At 72.7% G+C, this 18,040-nt stretch carries 19 protein-coding genes; 6 read left to right on the top strand and 13 right to left on the bottom strand.

Annotated elements, in window-relative coordinates:
• Positions 1-58: 58 nt before the first annotated feature.
• On the top strand, positions 59-997 hold the full coding sequence (locus tag ACIBCT_RS32560) for a helix-turn-helix domain-containing protein (protein ID WP_399195186.1): 939 nt from the start codon (positions 59-61) through the stop codon (positions 995-997).
• Between the two features lie 189 nt (positions 998-1,186).
• Entirely contained in the window at positions 1,187-3,421 is a 2,235-nt protein-coding gene (locus tag ACIBCT_RS32565) for a glycoside hydrolase family 3 C-terminal domain-containing protein (protein WP_399195188.1), read from the top strand.
• Between the two features lie 53 nt (positions 3,422-3,474).
• Here the strand turns inward: ACIBCT_RS32565 and ACIBCT_RS32570 are convergent, their stop codons facing one another.
• Positions 3,475-4,389, bottom strand: a complete 915-nt coding sequence (locus ACIBCT_RS32570; RefSeq protein WP_399195190.1) for a LysR family transcriptional regulator — start codon at positions 4,387-4,389, stop codon at positions 3,475-3,477.
• A 104-nt stretch (positions 4,390-4,493) separates the two neighbouring features.
• Between ACIBCT_RS32570 and ACIBCT_RS32575 the strand changes: the two genes are divergently transcribed.
• Positions 4,494-5,552 carry a helix-turn-helix domain-containing protein gene (locus tag ACIBCT_RS32575; RefSeq protein WP_399195192.1) on the top strand — a complete coding sequence of 353 codons (1,059 nt, stop codon included), beginning with the start codon at positions 4,494-4,496 and terminating at the stop codon, positions 5,550-5,552.
• Here the strand turns inward: ACIBCT_RS32575 and ACIBCT_RS32580 are convergent.
• The 6 genes from ACIBCT_RS32580 to ACIBCT_RS32605 all read right to left on the bottom strand — a co-directional run bounded on the left by ACIBCT_RS32580 (position 5,508) and on the right by ACIBCT_RS32605 (position 11,625).
• Positions 5,508-6,464 carry a fumarylacetoacetate hydrolase family protein gene (locus tag ACIBCT_RS32580; RefSeq protein ID WP_399195194.1) on the bottom strand — a complete coding sequence of 319 codons (957 nt, stop codon included), beginning with the start codon at positions 6,462-6,464 and terminating at the stop codon, positions 5,508-5,510. The genes ACIBCT_RS32575 and ACIBCT_RS32580 overlap by 45 nt on opposite strands.
• Before the next feature lie 7 nt (positions 6,465-6,471).
• Positions 6,472-7,410, bottom strand: a complete 939-nt coding sequence (locus ACIBCT_RS32585) for a VOC family protein (RefSeq protein ID WP_399195196.1) — start codon at positions 7,408-7,410, stop codon at positions 6,472-6,474.
• A 29-nt stretch (positions 7,411-7,439) separates the two neighbouring features.
• Positions 7,440-8,462 (bottom strand): amidohydrolase family protein, encoded by a 1,023-nt coding sequence (locus ACIBCT_RS32590; RefSeq protein WP_399195198.1) that lies wholly within the window; start codon positions 8,460-8,462, stop codon positions 7,440-7,442.
• 65 nt (positions 8,463-8,527) lie between these two features.
• Positions 8,528-9,655: an FAD-dependent oxidoreductase gene (locus ACIBCT_RS32595; RefSeq protein WP_399195200.1), complete on the bottom strand. Its 1,128-nt coding sequence runs from the start codon at positions 9,653-9,655 to the stop codon at positions 8,528-8,530.
• Between the two features lie 6 nt (positions 9,656-9,661).
• The gene (locus ACIBCT_RS32600; RefSeq protein WP_399195202.1) at positions 9,662-10,621 is read right to left on the bottom strand and encodes a cyclase family protein; all 960 of its coding nucleotides are present in this window, start codon (positions 10,619-10,621) and stop codon (positions 9,662-9,664) included.
• Entirely contained in the window at positions 10,621-11,625 is a 1,005-nt protein-coding gene (locus ACIBCT_RS32605) for a fumarylacetoacetate hydrolase family protein (protein WP_399195204.1), read from the bottom strand. The genes ACIBCT_RS32600 and ACIBCT_RS32605 overlap by 1 nt, the downstream gene beginning before the upstream one ends.
• Before the next feature lie 123 nt (positions 11,626-11,748).
• Between ACIBCT_RS32605 and ACIBCT_RS32610 the strand changes: the two genes are divergently transcribed.
• Positions 11,749-11,874, top strand: a complete 126-nt coding sequence (locus ACIBCT_RS32610) for a hypothetical protein (protein ID WP_399195206.1) — start codon at positions 11,749-11,751, stop codon at positions 11,872-11,874.
• 81 nt (positions 11,875-11,955) lie between these two features.
• On the opposite strand, the gene ACIBCT_RS32615 is transcribed toward ACIBCT_RS32610, so the two are convergent.
• From ACIBCT_RS32615 to ACIBCT_RS32625, 3 genes are all read right to left on the bottom strand, one after another.
• Positions 11,956-12,435, bottom strand: a complete 480-nt coding sequence (locus ACIBCT_RS32615; RefSeq protein ID WP_399195208.1) for a nuclear transport factor 2 family protein — start codon at positions 12,433-12,435, stop codon at positions 11,956-11,958.
• A gap of 469 nt (positions 12,436-12,904) precedes the next feature.
• Positions 12,905-13,279: an STAS domain-containing protein gene (locus ACIBCT_RS32620; RefSeq protein ID WP_399195210.1), complete on the bottom strand. Its 375-nt coding sequence runs from the start codon at positions 13,277-13,279 to the stop codon at positions 12,905-12,907.
• A gap of 110 nt (positions 13,280-13,389) precedes the next feature.
• Positions 13,390-14,229: an SGNH/GDSL hydrolase family protein gene (locus tag ACIBCT_RS32625; protein WP_399195212.1), complete on the bottom strand. Its 840-nt coding sequence runs from the start codon at positions 14,227-14,229 to the stop codon at positions 13,390-13,392.
• 194 nt (positions 14,230-14,423) lie between these two features.
• Between ACIBCT_RS32625 and ACIBCT_RS32630 the strand changes: the two genes are divergently transcribed.
• On the top strand, positions 14,424-14,579 hold the full coding sequence (locus ACIBCT_RS32630; protein WP_399195214.1) for a DUF6191 domain-containing protein: 156 nt from the start codon (positions 14,424-14,426) through the stop codon (positions 14,577-14,579).
• Positions 14,580-14,929: 350 nt separating this feature from the next.
• On the opposite strand, the gene ACIBCT_RS32635 is transcribed toward ACIBCT_RS32630, so the two are convergent.
• The 3 genes from ACIBCT_RS32635 to ACIBCT_RS32645 are packed head-to-tail and all read right to left on the bottom strand — an operon-like array spanning position 14,930 to position 16,638.
• Positions 14,930-15,682, bottom strand: a complete 753-nt coding sequence (locus tag ACIBCT_RS32635) for a hypothetical protein (protein ID WP_399195216.1) — start codon at positions 15,680-15,682, stop codon at positions 14,930-14,932.
• 42 nt (positions 15,683-15,724) lie between these two features.
• The gene (locus ACIBCT_RS32640; protein ID WP_399195218.1) at positions 15,725-15,922 is read right to left on the bottom strand and encodes a hypothetical protein; all 198 of its coding nucleotides are present in this window, start codon (positions 15,920-15,922) and stop codon (positions 15,725-15,727) included.
• Positions 15,923-15,942: 20 nt separating this feature from the next.
• Complete coding sequence (locus ACIBCT_RS32645) at positions 15,943-16,638, bottom strand: TetR/AcrR family transcriptional regulator (protein WP_399195220.1); 696 nt, start codon at positions 16,636-16,638, stop codon at positions 15,943-15,945.
• 114 nt (positions 16,639-16,752) lie between these two features.
• On the opposite strand from ACIBCT_RS32645, the gene ACIBCT_RS32650 reads away from it, so the two are divergent.
• Entirely contained in the window at positions 16,753-17,778 is a 1,026-nt protein-coding gene (locus ACIBCT_RS32650; protein ID WP_399195222.1) for a hypothetical protein, read from the top strand.
• Positions 17,779-18,040 lie beyond the last annotated feature (262 nt).

The raw sequence follows: 18,040 nt of genomic DNA on the forward strand, positions 1-18,040 counted from the left end.
GGAACGCACCACTTGCCAGGACGAGATCGGCCTCGTACCGGCGAGGTAGGGTGCGCCCATGTACGACGATCCGGTGGCGGAGTCGGAAGGTCTGCTCTACCTCACCGACGGCTCGCCGGTCTACGCCGGGCAGTACGTCCACCACGACTTCTTCTACGCCCACACGCACAGCTTCGTCGAGGTCGCCGTCGTCGTCGGGGGCAGCGGGTTCCACCACACGATGACGGGAAGGCAGTCGCTGGGCCGCGGCGACGCCGTCCTGCTGCGGCCCGGCACCTGGCACGGGTACGAGGACTGCGACCGGCTGCAGGTCTACAACTGCTGTTTCGGCGCCGAGCTCCTGCACCGCGAGCTCACCTGGAGCCGGCAGGACGCGCTGCTGGGACACCTGCTGTGGACCGGCCCGTACTCGGCGGGGCGCAGGGGGACCCTGGCCTTCACGCTGACCGAGGAGAGCCTGCGCGCGTGCCTGGTCCACCTGGAGGACCTGGACCGGTCGCGCGCGCGTCCCGGCTCCCGCCGCGGCGACGTCATCGGGCACCTGTCGGTCCTGCTGGGGCACCTCGCGCGGGCCGCCGCCGAGACCCGCGAGGACTCCGGGGAGCCGGCCGGGCCCGCCCACCCGGCCGTGGTCCGGGCGATGCGGCTGATGGAGGACCGGCCCGCCCACGACTGGACGCTTCCGGAGCTGGCCGCGCACCTGCGGCTGACCCCCGAGTACCTGGTCCGCCTGTTCACGTCCGTGACGGGGCTGCCGCCGATGGCGTACCTGGCGCGGCAGCGCGCGGAACGCGCCGCGGTCCTGCTGCTGCTCGGGCGGGAGCCGATCGCCCGGATCGGGGAGCGGGTCGGGTGGCCCGACCCCAACTACTTCGCCCGGAGGTTCAAGGCGCACTTCGGTATGAACCCCTCCGGCTACCGCAGGAGGTTCGCCCACCGGCCGGCCACGGCCCGCGACGGCCGCCGCGAGCACCGGGAACCCTCCCGGCACGACTGACCTGCGAACTCCCCGGCGGCTCCGGGCCCGATGTCAGTTCCGTGCTAGCAGTGGTTCATCGCGGCCTATGCCCCCCTCACCCGACGGCTGATGATCCGTGCAGGCCGAGAAACACGCCGGAAACACCTCGGCGGCGGTTCTCGGCCCATCCCACCGGGCCACGGCCCTTTCAGCCTCGGAGGACCCCAGGTGCATCATCGGCCACGAAACCGGAGGCGGCTCGCGCTCGCCCTCTGCCTCGCGCTTCCCGCCACCGTCCTGCACGTCACGACGGCGGCGCACGCCACCGCCGCCCCCTGCGCGTGGATGGACACCACGAAATCCGCCGACACCCGCGCGCGCACCCTGCTGGACGCCTCCACCCTGGAGCAGAAGATGCGCTGGCTGGTGGAGCAGCCCGCCGCCGAACCGCAGCGGACGCAGTTCCCCGACGGGGTCGTCTACCCCGCCCAGGTCGCCTGCGCCCCCGCCCTCACCTACACCGACGGGCCCTTCGGCATCCGCGGCGACACCGGCGTGACCGCCTTCCCGGCGCCCATCGCGCAGGCGGCGAGCTGGAACCCGTCCCTGAGCACCGCCAAGGGACGCGCCGTCGCCGACGAGGCGTTCCGCAAGCGCCGTAACGTCTTCCTCGGCCCCGGCATCGCGAGCGGGCGCACCCCGCTCAACGGCCGCACCTCCGAGTACCTGGGCGAGGACCCGCTGCTCAGCGGCGACCTGGCCGCGGCCGAGATCCAGGGGATCCAGAAGGGCAACCCCCAGGCGCCCGTCCTGTCGGTGCTCAAGCACTTCGTCGGCAACGAGCAGGAGACCGACCGCACGCTGAGCTCGTCCAACATCGACGAGCGCACCCTGCGCCAGATCTACGAGCTGCCGTTCGAGATCGCCGTCAAGAAGGGCTCGCCCGGCGGCGTCATGTGCGCCTACAACCAGGTCAACGGCGTCCACTCATGTGAGAACCCCACCCTGCTGACCGACCACCTGCGCGGCACGATCGGGTTCGGCGGCTTCGTCGTCTCCGACTTCTGGGCGGTGACCTCCACGGCCCCGTCCCTGAGGGCCGGGCTGGACCAGGAGCTGAACAAGCCCACCTACTGGACGCCGGAGAAGCTCAGGGCCGCGCTGGCCGCCGGGCAGATCACCACCGCGCAGATCGACACCGCGGCCTTCCGTGTCGTACGGGCGCTCGTCTCCGCGGGCCTGTTCGACCGTCCCCTGCCGGCCACCGCCGCCGCGAACGTGTCGTCGGCGGCGAACCAGGCGGTGGCCCGCCGGGTGGCCGAGGAGGGCGGCGTGCTGCTGAAGAACGAGGCGGCCGTCCTGCCGCTCACCGGGCAGCGCAGGACGATCGCCGTCATCGGCCCGACCGCGTCCCGCACCCCGACCAACGGCGTCAGCGCGAGCACGGTCTGCTCGGCCACCTGGCTGATGCCCCCGGGCGGCCCCTACGTCGACTGCCCGAACCCGGTCGCGCCGCTCGACGCGATCACCGCGCGGGCCGCCAGGGACGGGGGCCGGGTGGTCTTCGACGACGGAAGCGACCCCGCGAGGGCGGCCAGGGTCGCCGCGAGCGCGGACGTGGCCGTCGTCTTCGGCTACTACACCGCGGGCGAGTTCGCCGACCTGCCCGACATCTCCCTGGACGGCGGCGGCGACGCCCTCATCTCGGCCGTGGCCACGGCCAACCCGCGCACCGTCGCGGTGCTGGAGACCGGCGGCCCGGTCCTGATGCCGTGGCTGGGCAAGGTCAAGGCCGTCCTGCAGGCGTGGTACCCCGGGGTCCAGCAGGGCAACGCGATCGCCTCCCTGCTGTGGGGCGACGTCAACCCGTCCGGGAAGCTGCCGCAGACCTTCCCCGCGTCGCTGTCGGACCTGCCGACCGCCGGATCGCCCCGCCAGTACCCCGGTGTGCTGCCCGGCGGCGGGACGACCCGCCCCGAGGGCGACCAGAGCATCCGCCAGGTGGACCACGCCGAAGGGCTCAAGGTCGGCTACCGCTGGTACGACAGCAGGAACATCACACCGCTGTTCCCCTTCGGGCACGGGCTGTCGTACACGACGTTCTCCTACGGCACCCTCACCGTCACCCCGCCGCGGACCGACGGCAGGCAGCCGGTCAAGGTCAGGTTCCTGGTGACCAACACCGGGCAGCGCGCCGGCACCGAGGTCGCCCAGGTCTACCTCGGGCTGCCCGCCCAGGCCGGTGAACCGCCCAGGCGGCTGGCCGGCTGGGCCCGGGTGACGCTGGCACCGAACGCCTCGCAGATGGTGGAGGTCACCCTGGACCCGGCGGCCCCGAACCGGCCGCTGTCCTACTGGGACGCCGCGACGGACCGGTGGGTCACGCCGCCGGGACGGTACGCGGTGCAGGTGGGCGCCTCCTCGCGGAACATCTCGCTCACCGGCGCGTTCCAGATCCCCTGACCGGAGGCCCCCGCACCGGGGGACGTCCGAGGACCCCGGAGCGGGTGGCCCGGCTACGGCCGGTCCACCCGCTCTCCCACGCCGACGAGGATCTCGCGCAACCAGCGGTGCCCGGCGTCGGCGTGGTTGGCCGCGTGGTACCAGAACGCCTCGATGACGGGCACCACCTCGTACGGGCAGGGCAGCACCTGGACGTCGGCCACCGCGGCCAGCCGCAGGGCCAGCCGCTCCTGGAGCAGCGCTATGCGCCTGGTGCCGGGGACCAGGAAGGGCAGGGACTGGAAGTTCTCCACCACGACCTCGAAGCGCGGCTCCACCCCGAGCATGGCGAGCTGCCGGGCCGCCGACGCCATGCCGGTGGGGCTCTGGAAGGTCACCGCCCACGGAAGCTCTCGCAGGTGGTCCATGGTGATGCCGTCGCGCAGGTCGGGGTGGTCCCGGTCGGCGATGATGACCCACCGGTCGGTGTAGACGTCCACCGCCGGATGGGTGGTGATGAAGCCGTGCGGCATCAGCAGCCCGTCCACCGAGCGCAGCGTGGTGTCGATGTCGTCGACCCTCGGGATGTTGATCTGCAGGAAGCGCAGGCGGACCCCGGGGGCCTCGCGCTCCACGGCGCGCGTGAGCTCCCCGCCGATGACGGTCAGCACGTAGTCGGAGCCGACCAGGGTGAACTCGCGGTCGGAGGTGGCCGGGTCGAAGTCGGGCTTGGCGGAGAAGACCCGCTCGACGACGCTGACCGCGAGCGAGGTCGCGCCGACCAGGGAGGCGGCGAGCGGGGTGAGCTCGAAGCCGTTGCCGACGCGCAGCAGCAGCTCGTCGTCGAAGTGCCGCCGCAGGCGGGCCAGGCTCGCGCTGGTGGCGGGCTGGCTCAGCCCGATCCGCTGACCGGCCCGGGTGACGTTGCGCTCCTCCAGCAGCGCGTGCAGCGTGACCAGCAGGTTCAGGTCCAGCCTCTCCAGGCCCATCGATCCCTCGAATTCATGAGATGGATTCGTTCATACAGCCTATCTATTTCCCAAATTCCTCGGGGTGTCCCAGAGTGGGGAAGGACCCCCAGGGAGGCGACACGGTGACGACGGCTCCGCACCCCTCCGCGCACCTCCTCGCGGGCACCGCGAGGCCGGTGACGGGCTGCCCGCGGCTCGGTGATCGCGTCTTCCAGGCCGGACGCCTGCGGCCCGCCTCCGCGGACGCGACCCCGCGCGCCCACCCTCACGTCGAGATCACCGTCGTCACCTCCGGTGAGGCGGTCCATCGCACCGCAACCACCCGGGACCGCGTCCGGGCCGGTCATGTCCTGCTGCTCCCTCCGGGGACGTGGCACGCCTACGAGGACTGCCGGCGGCTGGAGACGTACTGCTGTGCCTTCCGGCGCGAGGTGCTGCTGTGCGAGCTGGCCTGGACCCGGGAGGATCCGCTGCTCGCCCGGCTGTTCGGCGACCACGGCGACCACGGCGACCACGGCGACCACGGCGACCACGGCGACCACGGCGACCACGGCGACCACGACGGTGACCGCAGCGGTGGTGGCGGCGGCGGGCCGCGTCGTCCGGGACCGGGTCTCGCGCTGCTCGACCGGCGCGGGCTCGCCGACTGTGTCGCCCACCTCGACGCGCTGCGCGACCTGGCCGGGAAGCCGGGAACGACGCACCGCGCCGATCTCGTCGGGCACCTGCTGCTGTTCACGAGCCGGCTCGCCCGTGCCGAGCCGGGCACGGCCGGGGAGCCGGACCCGGCCGGGCCGCCCGTCCATCCGGCGGTGGCCGACGCCGTCCGGCTGATGGAGGCCGACCTCGAACACGACTGGTCGCTGGGCGAGCTGGCCGACACGCTCTTCCTGACCCCGGGCTACCTGGTACGCCTGTTCAAGGCGGGTTTCGGGGTGCCGCCCATGGCCTATCTCGCGCGCCGCAGGGCCGAGACCGCGGCGATGCTGCTCGTGCAGACCGACCACCCCATATCCCGTATCGGGCAGCTGGTCGGCTGGCCGGACCAGAACTACTTCGCCCGCCGCTTCAGGGCCCACTTCGGCATGAGCGCCACGAGCTTCCGCCGCGGCCCCGCCCACCGGCCCGGACCGGGGTCAGGGGCGGGTACGGGGACGCTCACGGGCCCGCGGGACCGGTGACGCGGCCGTACCGGGGACGATCGTGTTGGAGACCGAGCCGATGCCCTCGACGGTGAGGGTGACGGTGTCGCCCGGACGGAGCGGGGGCGGGTCCTGGCGGCCGCGCCGGCCCCACAGCTCGGCCAGGCAGCCGCCGTTGCCGCAGGTCCCGGAACCGAGCACGTCGCCGGGACGTACCCGGGTGCCGCGCGAGGCGTGGGCGACCAGCTCCTCGAACGTCCAGCTCATGTTGGACAGCAGGTCACGGCCGACCTCCCGGCCGTTGACCTCGGCCGTCAGGGCGAGCCGCAGCAGGCCGTCGGCGTCGCGGTAGGGCTCCAGCTCGTCGGCCGTGACCAGCCACGGGCCGAGGGTGGTGGCGCCGTCCTTGCCCTTGGCCGGGCCGAGCCCGACCTGCATCTCCCGGGACTGCAGATCCCGCGCCGACCAGTCGTTGAAGATCGTGTAGCCGAAGATGTGGTCGCGGGCCCGTTCGGGGGAGAGGTCACGGCCCTCGCGGCCGACGACCGCGGCCACCTCCAGCTCGAAGTCCAGGACGTGACAGCCGGGCGGCACCGGGACGTCGTCGTGGGCGCCGACCATCGCGGACGGGTTGGCGAAGTAGAACGCCGGCGCGTCGTACCAGGCGTCCGGGACGCCCTCGGCGCCGCTCACGCTGCGGCGCACGCCCTCGACGTGCTCCTCGAACGTGACGAAGTCACGGACCGAGGGCGGCTCGACCGGCGGGAGCAGCCGCACCTCGGACAGGGGCACGGCCGCCCCGGTGGCGGGGACGCGGCCGGTGCGGACGACGTCGAGGAGGTCGGTCCCCTCGGGGAAGGGCGACAGGACGCCGCCCTCGACGCCGTCGACGCCGCCCTCGACGATGCCGCTGCGGCGCAGGCCCCGGTGGGTGAAGGTCGCGAGACGCACGACGGCCTCAGACCGGCGGGGCGACGAAGACGCCGCGGTCGGGGTCGTTGAAGGACTCCTTGGCGATGAGTTCGTTCATCGGGTTGGCGGTGCCCCACTGGTCGGTGACCTCCGGGGCGGAGAAGTCGTGGACGTGGGGGTGCCAGGCGTCCTCGTCGAGCTCCTCCAGCTCGGTGGTGTACTCCACGGTGTTGCCGTGCGGGTCCAGGAAGTAGGAGAAGGTGTTGTCCCCGGCCAGGTGACGGCCCGGCCCCCAGATCATGCGGACGCCCGCGCGCAGCAGCCGGCCGGTGCCGTACATGTACTCGTCGACGCCGCGCAGCTCGAAGCTGACGTGGTGCAGTGAGGTGTGCGGGCCGCGGGCGATGGCCAGGCTGTGGTGCTGGGGGTTGCAGCGCATGAAGTGCATGACCCGGCCCATGTGCGGGTGGGCCAGGGTGTCCGACAGCGCGAAGTCCAGGTGCCGCTCGTACCAGGCGCGGGTGGCGTCGATGTCGGGGGCGTTGAGCACCACGTGCGACAGGCGCACCGGGACCGCCTCCTTGGGCTCCAGCCTGCGGTGGGCGCGGACGGCCACGTCGGCGGAGACCTCCACGGTGCGGCCGTCGAGGTCGAAGAAGCGGAAGCCGTACCCGCCGCCGGGGGTGTCGATCGTCGCGGGCTCGGAGATCAGCGGGACGCCCGCGGCGCGCAGCCGGGTGGCGAGGGCGTCGACGTCGGCCCGGGTGGCGGCGCCGAAGGAGATCAGGTCGAGCCGCTTCTCGTCGGCCTTGCGCAGCCGGACGACGTACTGCTCGGGCGAGCCCTCGGCGGCCAGGAAGCTGATGCCGGTGTCGCCGGCGACCTCGGTCAGGCCCCAGACGCCGGAGTAGAACTCCCGCTGCCTGTCGTGGTCGGGCACGGCCAGGTCGACGTGGCGCAGGTGGGTGATGAGACGGTCGGGCACGGTCGTGCTCCTTGCAGATCGGAGAGTCCTTACAGGTCGAAGAGGGCGACCGCGTTGCCGCCGCGGATCGCGTCGAAGGCGTCCCGGTCGAACCCGGCGGCGCGCAGCCGGTCCAGGGGGTCCTCGACGCCCATGTCGAAGGGGTGGTCCGAGCCGAGCAGCACCCGGGAGGTCCCGGCGACACCGGCCAGGGCGCGCAGGGCTGCGGGCTCGTAGACCAGGGAGTCGAACCACAGGCGCCGCAGGTAGGTGCTCGGCGGGGAGGCGCAGCCGCGCGCCTCCGGGCGCACCCGCCACCCGTGGTCGGCCCGGCCCAGGGACGTGGGCAGGTAGCCGCCGCCGTGGGCCGCGACGATCCTCAGGCCGGGGTGCCGGTCCAGCACCCCGGAGAAGATCAGGTGGGACAGGGCGACGGCGTTCTCGACCGGCTGCCCGACGATGTTGGACAGGTAGAACCGGTCCAGCCGCTCGTCCAGAGTGCAGCCGAACGGGTGGACGAACACCACGGCGCCGAGTTCGGCGGCCCGTGCCCAGAAGGGGTCGTACCCCGGGTCCGACAGTTCCCGGCCGGGGGCGTGCGAGGAGATCTCCACCCCCTTCAGGCCCAGGCCGAGGGCGTGCTCCAGCAGCCTCACCATCAGCGGGGGGTGCTGGAGGGGCACCAGGCCCAGGCCGTACAGCCGGCCGGGGGCCTGGGTGCAGTGCTCGGCGGTGCCCTGGGCGGCCAGCAGGCAGACGCGTTCGGCGAGCTCCTCGTCGGCCCAGTAGTGGTAGTGCGACGGCGACGGGCTGACGATCTGGACGTCCACCCCGGCGGCGTCCATGTCGGCCAGCCGGTCCGGTACGCGGGTGAGCCGCGCGACGCGCTCGCCGATCATCCGGCCCGAGACCGACAGGGACTCGGGCCCGTTGCGGCGCGCGTCCAGTGCCCGGTGCTCCCGCAGGCCCGGGTGGTCCGCCACGGCCTGCTCGACGCCGGGCAGGATGACGTGGGCGTGCACGTCGACGGTCGGCGCGGGCGTGTCGCCGGGGGGCGCCGTGCCCGCGGGCACGACGTCCTCGGATGTGGCGTTAGGGGTTGCGGCGTGAGCGGGTGTGAGGTTCGGGGGAGTGGCGTTCACGGGCGTCGCGTCACCATCTCGGCGATGCGGCCCATCAGGCCGGGCACGTCGGCGTCCGGGGCGGGGTGGAGCTGCCACTCGGCCAGGCGCAGGGACGCCTCGACCACCGCCTTCACCCGCTCGTACCGGCGGTCCATGAAGGTGTCGAACAGCGGCTGGCCGAGCCGATCGGCGCCGAGCAGCAGCTCGGCAAGGACGGCGGCGTCCTCCAGGCACTGGGCCGCGCCTTGGGCGAGGGTGGGCGGGCAGGCGTGCACGGCGTCGCCGATCAGCACGACGCGGCCGCGGTTCCAGGGACGCTCCACCAGCAGCGACTCGAACCAGGTGTAGTGGATCCGGTCGGGGTCGGTGATGTCGGCCCGGATCGCCTCCCACGCGCCGCCGTAGGCCTCGGCCAGCGCCCGCATGTGGGAGGGCTTGTCGGCGTCGGCCACCGACTCGCGGGACCGGGCCCTCTCCACCAGGTAGGCGTACATGGTGTCCTCGCCGGTGGGGCAGTAACCGGCGATGAAGCAGGGGCCGCCGTAGACCAGGTCGGTGCGCTCGACCTCCTTGGGGCGGCGGGTGTGGATGCGCCAGATGCCCATGCCGGTCGAGCGGACGGCGGCCTCGACGCCCAGCAGCCCGCGGACCTTGGAGCGGATGCCGTCGGCGCCCACGACCAGGTCGTAGGTGCCGGTGGTCCCGTCGGACATCCGGGCCCGCACGCCGTCGTCGGTGTCGGTGAGGCTCTCCACGGTCAGGCCGAGCGCGATCCGCGCGCCGGACCCGCGTACGGCGTCGGCGAGGATCGCGGCCAGCTCGGGGCGGTTCATGCCGAGCGTCGCCGGCAGGTCGGGGCCGCCGGTGCGGGCGTCGGGGATCTCGGCGAGCAGCCTCCCGTCGGGGGTGCGCAGTCCCAGGGAGTCGAACGCGAAGCCCGAGGCGGCGACCCGCTCCCAGACCCCGAGGTCGCGCAGCACCCGCAGCGCGTTGCCCTGCAGGGTGATGCCCGAACCGAGCGCGGTGAGCTCGGGCTTGATCTCCGCGACGTCCACGGCGACGCCGCCGCGGGCGAGCAGGATCGCCAGGGCCGATCCGGCGGTGCCGCCGCCGACGATGAGGACGTTACCGATCGCGGTCATGTGGTCTCACTTGATGGCCAGGGGGTTGACGGGGGAGCCGACCGCGCCGGTGACGGGCAGCGGGGCGGCGGTGAGCCAGAACTCGTGCACGCCGTCGGCGGCGCAGTCGGCGGCGAGGGCGTCCAGGTCCCACATCTCGCCGACGAGCAGGCCGATGTGCGGGATGACGACCTGGTGCAGGGGCTGGAAGGCGTGGTCGAACTCGTTGGGACGCACCTCGAAGCCCCAGGTGTCGGTGGCGATCGCGGCGATCTCGGTGCGGTGCAGCCAGCCGGCGGTGGTGAACGACAGGCCCGGGGCGGGACCGCCGGCGTAGTCGCCCCAGCCCTCCCTGCGAGCCCGGGTGAGCCGGCCGGTGCGCACGCACACGATGTCGCCGCGGCCGACCGTGACGCGCTGCGCCTCGGCGGTGGAGACGAGGTGTTCCTCGGTGATCGCGAAGCCGTCCGGCAGCTCTCCCTGCTCGCCGAACGCGCGGCCGACGTCGAGCAGGACGCCGCGGCCCGCGACGGGCGCGGCCAGATGCTCGATGCCGGTGACCAGGTCACCCGCGGAGGTCACCACCCTGTCGGCGGGACGGCCGTTCCACGCCACGCCGTGGTCGAAGATGTGACCCAGGCCGTCCCACTGCGTGGAGCACTGCAGCGGCATGGCGATGACGTCGTCCGCGCCGCCGAACCCGTGCGGGAAACCCTGATCGCCGTGCACCGCGTCCAGGCCGGTGTCGGTCATCGTGTGCACCGGGTTGGTACGGCGCCGCCAGCCCTTCTGCGGCCCGTCGGTGTCGAAGCGCTGCGACAGGGAGAAGGAGACGCCCCGGAGGACCAGCGCCGCGCCCCGGCGGCGCTCGGCCTCGTCGATGAAGTTGACCGTGCCCAGCACGTCGTCGTCCCCCCAGCGGCCCCAGTTGGAGCAGCGGGCGGCGGCCTCGGCGATGGCGCCCTCGGGGTCGGTACGGTCGAGCATCAGCCCTCCCGGCCGTGCGGGTCGGCCACGCACCGGTTGCGCTGCACGCCCAGACCGGTGATCGTCCCCTCCATCACGTCGCCGGGCCGCAGCAGCCGTCCCCGGTGCATGCCGTTGCCGGCCGGGCTGCCGGTGAGCACCAGGTCTCCGGGGAGCAGCTTCACGGTCCGGGAGACGTACGACACCAGCCGCGCCACGCCGAAGATCATGTCCTTGGTGGACTCGTCCTGCATGACCTCGCCGTTGAGCCTCAGCGTGATCCGCAGGTCACCGGGGTCGGCGACGAAGGCGGACGGCACCAGGTAGGGGCCCAGCGGGGTGAACGTCGGCGCGTTCTTGGCCCGCAGCCAGTCGGTGCCGATCTCCGGCATGTCCCGGCGGAACACCAGCTCGCGGGCCGTGAGGTCGTTGGCGACGGTGTAGCCGGCCACGTGCTCGGCCGCCCGCTCGACCGGGACCCGGAAGGCCGGGCGGCCGATCACCGCGGCCAGCTCCAGCTCCCAGTCGGGCTTGGCGCACCAGGCCGGGATCACCACGTCGTCGTAGGGGCCGGTGACCGAGGAGGGCAGGCCGACGAACACGTACGGCTCGTCCTCGGCCGCGCGGCGGTCCATCATCGCCGCGGTCTCGGCGCTGACCTGCTCGGCGGGACGTCCGCCCGCGGGCTCGTGCGCCACCGCCAGGTCGATGACGTGGGTGCGGTAGTTGGCGCCGGACTGCAGGATCTGCCGGGGCTCGACCGGGGCGTGCACCCGCAGGCCGGCGAGCGGCGACCACTCGTCCCTGGACGACGCGGCGGCGGCGTGCAGCAGCGGCAGCACGGCGTCCCACCGTTCCAGCAGCGCGCGGACGGTCGGCGCGTCCCGGCCGGTCGCGTGGAGGCCGGGGACGGTGCGCAGGTCCAGGACCCGGTCACCGGCGACCAGGCCGGGGAAGGCCGGACCGTCACCGGTGGAGAAGGTGCCGAGCGCGAACGGGCCGGCAGAGGGCGGGGGTGTTTCCAAGGTGTTTCCTCCCGTTACGGTGCCCCCAACCCTGGGCCAACGAAGCGAATCTAGGAAATTGATTCTTCGCATGGCCGCATCCAGCGGATGGATGGTAACGGTGATGTGCGCCGCGGGCGGACCGTGACGATCAGGAACGCCGTCTTCGACGGCACCCTCGCCCCCGGGGTCTCCGTCACCGGCGTCGGCTTCCAGGTGAGCCGCCCGGACGGCGACACCGCGCCGCCGTCCGGGTACACCTGCGCCTGACCACCGGCACTCCGCACCCTCCCGCCGCCGCGGGCGGGCGCGGAACGTCCGGGCCGATGTCCGGGTCGGGTCCGGGCCGGGTCAGCGCAGGGGGATGGCGGTGCGGTCGCCGGTGGGCCGGGGGCCGTGGATGCGCCTCTGGTCCTCGGCGATGGGGACGTCGTTGATGCTGGCCTCCCTGCGGCTCATGTAGCCGCGGGCGTCGAACTCCCACTGCTCGTTGCCGTAGCTGCGCCACCACTGGCCGGTCGCGTCATGCCATTCGTACTGGAACCGGACGGCGATGCGGTCGTCGCCGAACGCCCAGAGCTCCTTGCGCAGGGCGTAGTCGAGCTCGCGCTCCCACTTGTCGGTGAGGAACGCCTCGATCCGGTCGCGGCCGGTGAGGAAGGTCGAACGGTTGCGCCAGGTGCTGTCGGGCGTGTAGGCGGCGGCCACGCGCCGGGGGTCGCGGCTGTTCCAGGCGTCCTCCGCGGCCTGCACCTTGTCCCGCGCGGTGTCGGCGGTGAAGGGCGGCAGCGGATGGCGCGGGGGTTCGCTGTCGTGGTGGCCGGTGCTCATGTCGGGCTCCCGATGGGTCGGTGTGGTGACGGCCGGGCCTGCCGGCCGGGATCGGCGCTCGCGGACGTCCGCCAGGCCCGGCCACGGCCGTGGCCATGGCTGTCGCCCCGTGGCCGTGGCCGTCGCCGTCACCGCCGTCGTCCCCGTTGCGTCACCGTCGGAGCCGGAGCCGGAGCCGGAGCCGGAGCCGGGACCGGACCGGGGCCCGTGCCGTCGCGATCCTCGATCGGAGGATCCGCGGTTCCGGGTGCCCGGCGGGCGTACCCGGACGCACCTAACCGTCATAATTGATTTCGTCGGTGAGACGCTACGATGCCGGCATCTAACCTGTCAAACCAGGAAAGGGAGTAAGGTCGGTGCGTGCCGCGGGCGGGCACGCGGGACGAGACGCCGCCAGACCGTCCGGGGAGGGAGCCTCGGCGACCGGCAACGGCCGGCGCGCGTCACCGGTCTGTGCGGGGACGGGTCCTCACGCCGTCGGGAGCAGGTCGGCGACGGCCTCGTCGACGCTGTCGCGCAGCGCGAAGTGGGGCAGCAGGCCGGTGCGGAGCAGCAGGTGCCGCAACCCGGGAGGCATGCCCACGAACACCAGCCGGCCGGTGGCGGTGGCGAGGACCCGGTGGTGGGTGTTGGCCAGCACCGCCAGCGCGGTGGAGTCGTAGAAGGTCAGCCCGGAGACCTCCATCACCAGGCGGGGACCCGGGCTCCGCTCCCAGACCGCCTCCACGTGGTCGACGAGCGTGGGCCCGGTGATGAAGTCCAGATGCCCGCCGATCTCCAGGACGCTGCAGTGACCGTGATGGGTCACCCGTACCCGCAACTCCTGGCGGTGCCGCTCGTTCACCCGGGTCCTCCTCTGTCGCGTCGGCGCCGCTGGCGCCCCCGCGATACCCCGATGAAGCGCGGAAATGCCCCCGGCCGCGAACGAGCCCTCGGCCGGGGGCGGATTCTCGGCTACACGTCGGACGCCGTCGCAAGGAGGGGCTGGTAGGTCACCTCCGCGAGGGCCCGCTGCCCGCTGGTGCTGGGGTGGAAGTAGTCCCAGGTGCTGAGCTGGCTCAGCGTGAAGGGGTAGGAGAAGACGGCGCCGCCGTCGTACCGGCAGGTGCTGTACTCCGCGCAGACCCGGGCCAGCACGTCGTTGAACTCGACGACCCGCTGCCTGACCCGGTCACGGCGCGCCTCGTCCTCCGCGGCCGTCGAGCGAGGGGAGGCCAGCATCGACCGGCAGATGTTGAAGGCGCTCCACGCCGTACGCGCCGAGGAGCTGTCCTTGCCGACCGACCACAGGCGCTTGAGGTCGGGGATGCTGGCGACGAACACCGACGCCTGCGGGATCCCGGCCGCCAGCTCCTGCATCGCCGCCCGGAAACCGCTCTCGAAGTCGGCCACCGAGGTCATCGACGACTCCGAGGAGGTGCACGCGTCGTTGGCGCCCATCAGGATCGTCACGTAGTCGACGCCCCGGGAGGCCGCGGTCCTCGCCTGCCCGGCCAGGTCGGCGATCTTCGCGCCCGACCGGGCGTCGTTGTAGGCGACCAGGTCGGGGTTCTGCGTCCTGATCCGGTTGCGGTGGCTGTCGACCGAGGTGCTCGACCCCGTCGACCACGATCGGCTGGTGCAGTCGGCGAACCAGCCGCAGGCGTTGAACCCGCGGGTGATCGAGTCGCCCAGCCCGGACATGGAGCCGGGCGGCGCGACGGTGGCCGAGGTCGCCGGGGTGGTCGGGACCACGGCCCAGCCGAGGGCGGCGAGCAGGATGAGGACGATCTGGAGGGCATGGCGTCTAGACAAGGGACCTACCTCTGTCCGGGGGGTGTGCCGGGTGCTGAGCCGATCATGAATCGCTTCGCGCCCGCCGTACATAGGGGGAACAGAAACCTTACGCTCAGGTCAAGTCCGCTGTCAGGCGGTGAGGGGAACCGTGGGCGGGTCGTGGGCGGGTCGTGGTGCACGGCTGTCACCGCCCTCCCGGAGGCGATGCCCGGGTGGAGGGGCCCGCGGGGTGGACGGCCGAGGAGCAGCGGCGCGTCGAGTCGATGCTTCGTCAGGACGAGCACGGGGGCGCGCCACCGCCCGGCCGTGTCGATTGCGGGCGGGACGTCATCGTCATCACGCTGCCGGACAGGGGGCCGGGGTCGTGACATCGGTGATGCCGGGCGGCGTCGTGCGGTCCTTCGGCCCGGTGGGCTACGGGTTCGTCGGCGACACGCTGGTGCTCACCGGCCTGCGGCCACCACCGTACGGGCACGCCGAACAGGCCCTCCACCTGGCCCGCCGGGACCTGATGCTCTGGTCGCCGTTCTTCCTCCTGTGGGGCCTGTCGTGGACGGTCATGGCCTGGCACCTCACCCGTACGGCCCGAGGGGGTCGCGCCGGCCACGGGAGGGCGGAGCCGGAGGTTCAGTGCCGACGAAGACGTGAACCGGGTCGTATCGGTGGGCTCCACGGTCGTCCGCGTTCACCGGCACGCGGCAGGTGCCGAACCCGCGGCTCAGGAGCAGGAGCGCACCGCATCGTCCCAGGCGCCGGGGCTGCGGTGGTGGTTCTTGTGTCCCGCGGCGAGTACGTGGCGCAGTTCGGCACGATGCCGGGTGTTCGCGGGAAGATCCAGCCGGTCGAGGAGGGCCAGCGCGGCGGCCGGTTCGAGGTCGCCGTAGACGTCGTGGAAGCTCGCCCGAAGACCGCGGAAGAGGGACGAATGCAGGGCGGGAAGCCGCACGACGGTGCGGTACGTCGGCTCCTTCACCGTCCAGCGCACCGGGCCCGAACACTCCAGAACCCGACGGGCTCGGCGCAGGAGGGGTTCCGATCGCTCGGCCACCACTCGGTCGACGTCGTTACCGAGGACCTCGCCGAAGGCCGTCGCGGAAGTGGTGTGGTCCTCGAACCAGTCCACCCACAGCGAGTAGGTGACGGCCTCGACGTCCCGGTCCGCCTCCAACCGCTGACGATAGCCGTCCCACAGGACGCCGGCCGGCAGGGGGCCGTCCGCACCCTCGTTCGCGAACCGGATCTCGCACGTGACCCAGTATTCGTCCAGGAGGTCCAGCAGCCCGAAGGCCAGCCGCACCTGGTCGGCTGCATCCAGGTCCTCGGTGAACACATCGCCGGCCCAGGAGTGCGCCACTTGGCCGGCGGTGAGCGGCACGTCCGGCTTCTCGTCGCTCACCCACCCGTTGCGCACCTGGCGGACGCCCCGATCGGCCAGCCAGCGCCGTGCCGCCTCCAGGGCTTGCATCTCCATCCGGGAAGTATGACAAGCCTCGCAAGAGGCAAACGAAACAGCCTAGTCGCGGAACGACCCGTCCGCCCGGCGCAGGTGGCGGCTCAGCAGGTGCCTGCAGGTCGGGCAGTGCCGCATGAACCCGCGCTTCACCACGAAGCCGACGCCCACGGTGGCCAGGTAGAGGAGGCCGACCATCCAGCGCTGCCCCACGCGGACGACGGCGGCGTTGGTGCACGTCTTGCAGTCTCGACAGGTCACCTCACCACTCTGATCGACGATCACTCGTTCCGCGCGTCGATCCGCGGGTCCGGTTCCCGCCGGGGAGCGTCGGCCGGGCCGGGGTCGCGGGCCGGGGAGCCGTCCCCGTCGGCCCGGCGCCGTACCAGGGGCAGGTACACCTCGTCGACGATCTCGACGAGGACGTCGTCGGACACGGTGGGGACCCCGCGTACGACGAACTCGTTGCGCAGCAGGACGATCGCCACGGTGGCGACCCGCGGATGGAGCGCCTCGGGAGCCGCTTCGCCCCGTGCGACCGCGCGCTCCAGGATGGTCAGCCACGGGGCGGACGCGGCGTCGCCGGACCGTTCCTGCAGCTGCGCCAGGAGTTCGGACGTGCCTCCGGCAGCGGACAGCAGCTCGCGCAGGATCGCGCCGAGGGGAGAGCTCCAGTGGCGGTTCGCCCGGCGCAGCCACTCCAGGACGTCACCGCGCAGATCGCCGGTGTCGGGAGGGGAGACCGTCGTGGTCAGCCGCCGGTAGGCGGCGATGCCCAGCGACAGGCGGTTCGGCCAGCGGCGGTAGATGGCGTTCTTGTTGGTGCCGGCGCGGGCGGCGACCCTGTCCATGGTCAGCCCGGCGTATCCGGCCTCGGTCAGCTCCTCCGCCGCGGCGCGCAGGATCGCCTCCTCCAGGGCGGCTCCGCGTCGCCGTGTCCGCCCGGCGCCCGGCCGTCCCGTCGGATCCTCTGTCATGGCCCTTCCCGCGCTCGGTGCCGATCATGTCCTCCCATTCTGGTTGCCATGCCCACGCGCTCGCACATAAGGTACGGCAAGTACCTTAAAGTTCTCGTTGGAAGAAGGCATGACATGCGGGCAAAAGGCATCAGCTACGACACCGGCTTCCTCCACAAGGGGGTGCTCGGCCACCCGTCCTTCGACCCGGAGGTGGCCGGGCGCGAGCTGCGCGTCATCCGTGACGACCTGCACTGCAACGCGGTCCGCGTCATGGGGGGCGACCCGGAGCGGATGGAGATCGTGGCCTCGCACGCCGCCGACCTCGGCCTGGAGGTGTGGTTCTCTCCCTACCCCCTGGAGCTGACCGAGGAGGAGACGCTGTCGCTGTTCGCCGACTGCGCCGTGCGCGCGGAACGGATCAGGCGGCGGGGCGCCGAGGTCGTGTTCGTCACCGGCGCCGAGCTCAGCCTGATGAACAGGGGATTCCTGCCCGGCGACGACATCGACGAGCGGGTCGAGTCGCTGACCGGGTCGGGCCGTCTGCAGGAGCGGGTCGACGAGGTCTCCGCGGCCGTCAACGACTTCCTCGGCAGGGCCGTCGCGCTCGTCCGCGAGCACTTCGGCGGCAGGGTGACCTACGCGTCCGTACCGCTCGAACGGGTCGACTGGGCCCCCTTCGACATCATGTCCTTCGATCTCTACCGGTCGGCCGAGATCGCCGGTCACTTCGCCGAGGGCGTCGCCGGCCTCGTCGCGCGGGGGAAGCCGGTCGCGATCACCGAGTTCGGCTCGGCCACCTACCGGGGCGCGGGCGACAGGGGCGCCCGCGGCCTGGAGGTCGTCGAGTACGAGAAGGAGACCCGCGCGCCGCTGCGGCTGAAGGGGGAGTACGCCCGGGACGAGGCCGGCCAGGCCGCGTACCTGCGCGAGCTGCTGGAGGTCTTCGAGGCCGGAGGCGTCGACGGCGCCTTCGTGTTCACCTTCGCGCTCCCCGACCACCCGCACCGCCCCGGGGGCGACCCCCGCGACGACCTGGACCTGGCGAGCTACGGCATCGTCAGGTTCTACGAGGACCGCCTCGGGACCACCTACCCGGACATGCCGTGGGAGCCCAAGGCCGCGTTCGCCGCCGTCGCCGACCACTACCGGAGGCACTGAGACGACAGGGGCGGCGGAGCGCCGAGGCGGCGGGCCCGGCGCGTTCCGCACCGGCATGCCGGACGGAATCACAAACGCCGCCGAATTCATTTTCCAGCGCTTTGGCGCTTAAATCATCCTGATTCCATACGGGCCCCGGACACGGTGAGATCTTTACCCGGCCGTCGTGGACCACGCGCGCTTATCCGCCGAGACGTGCCGGATATGATCGCATGGCTTCAGCGCTTTCCTCGGATTATTCACGAGGTGCGCGGGAAAAAAG

It is taken from the genome of Streptosporangium sp. NPDC050855 (assembly GCF_044456585.1).
Classification (GTDB): domain Bacteria; phylum Actinomycetota; class Actinomycetes; order Streptosporangiales; family Streptosporangiaceae; genus Streptosporangium; species Streptosporangium longisporum.

Bases quoted from the DNA above. Each gene is read 5' to 3' on its own strand.
- ACIBCT_RS32595 (WP_399195200.1), bottom strand. From the start codon at position 9,655: ATGACCGCGATCGGTAACGTCCTCATCGTCGGCGGCGGCACCGCCGGA.
- ACIBCT_RS32570 (WP_399195190.1), bottom strand. From the start codon at position 4,389: ATGGGCCTGGAGAGGCTGGACCTGAACCTGCTGGTCACGCTGCACGCG.
- ACIBCT_RS32600 (WP_399195202.1), bottom strand. From the start codon at position 10,621: ATGCTCGACCGTACCGACCCCGAGGGCGCCATCGCCGAGGCCGCCGCC.
- ACIBCT_RS32645 (WP_399195220.1), bottom strand. From the start codon at position 16,638: ATGACAGAGGATCCGACGGGACGGCCGGGCGCCGGGCGGACACGGCGA.
- ACIBCT_RS32650 (WP_399195222.1), top strand. From the start codon at position 16,753: ATGCGGGCAAAAGGCATCAGCTACGACACCGGCTTCCTCCACAAGGGG.
- ACIBCT_RS32615 (WP_399195208.1), bottom strand. From the start codon at position 12,435: ATGAGCACCGGCCACCACGACAGCGAACCCCCGCGCCATCCGCTGCCG.
- ACIBCT_RS32635 (WP_399195216.1), bottom strand. From the start codon at position 15,682: ATGGAGATGCAAGCCCTGGAGGCGGCACGGCGCTGGCTGGCCGATCGG.
- ACIBCT_RS32560 (WP_399195186.1), top strand. From the start codon at position 59: ATGTACGACGATCCGGTGGCGGAGTCGGAAGGTCTGCTCTACCTCACC.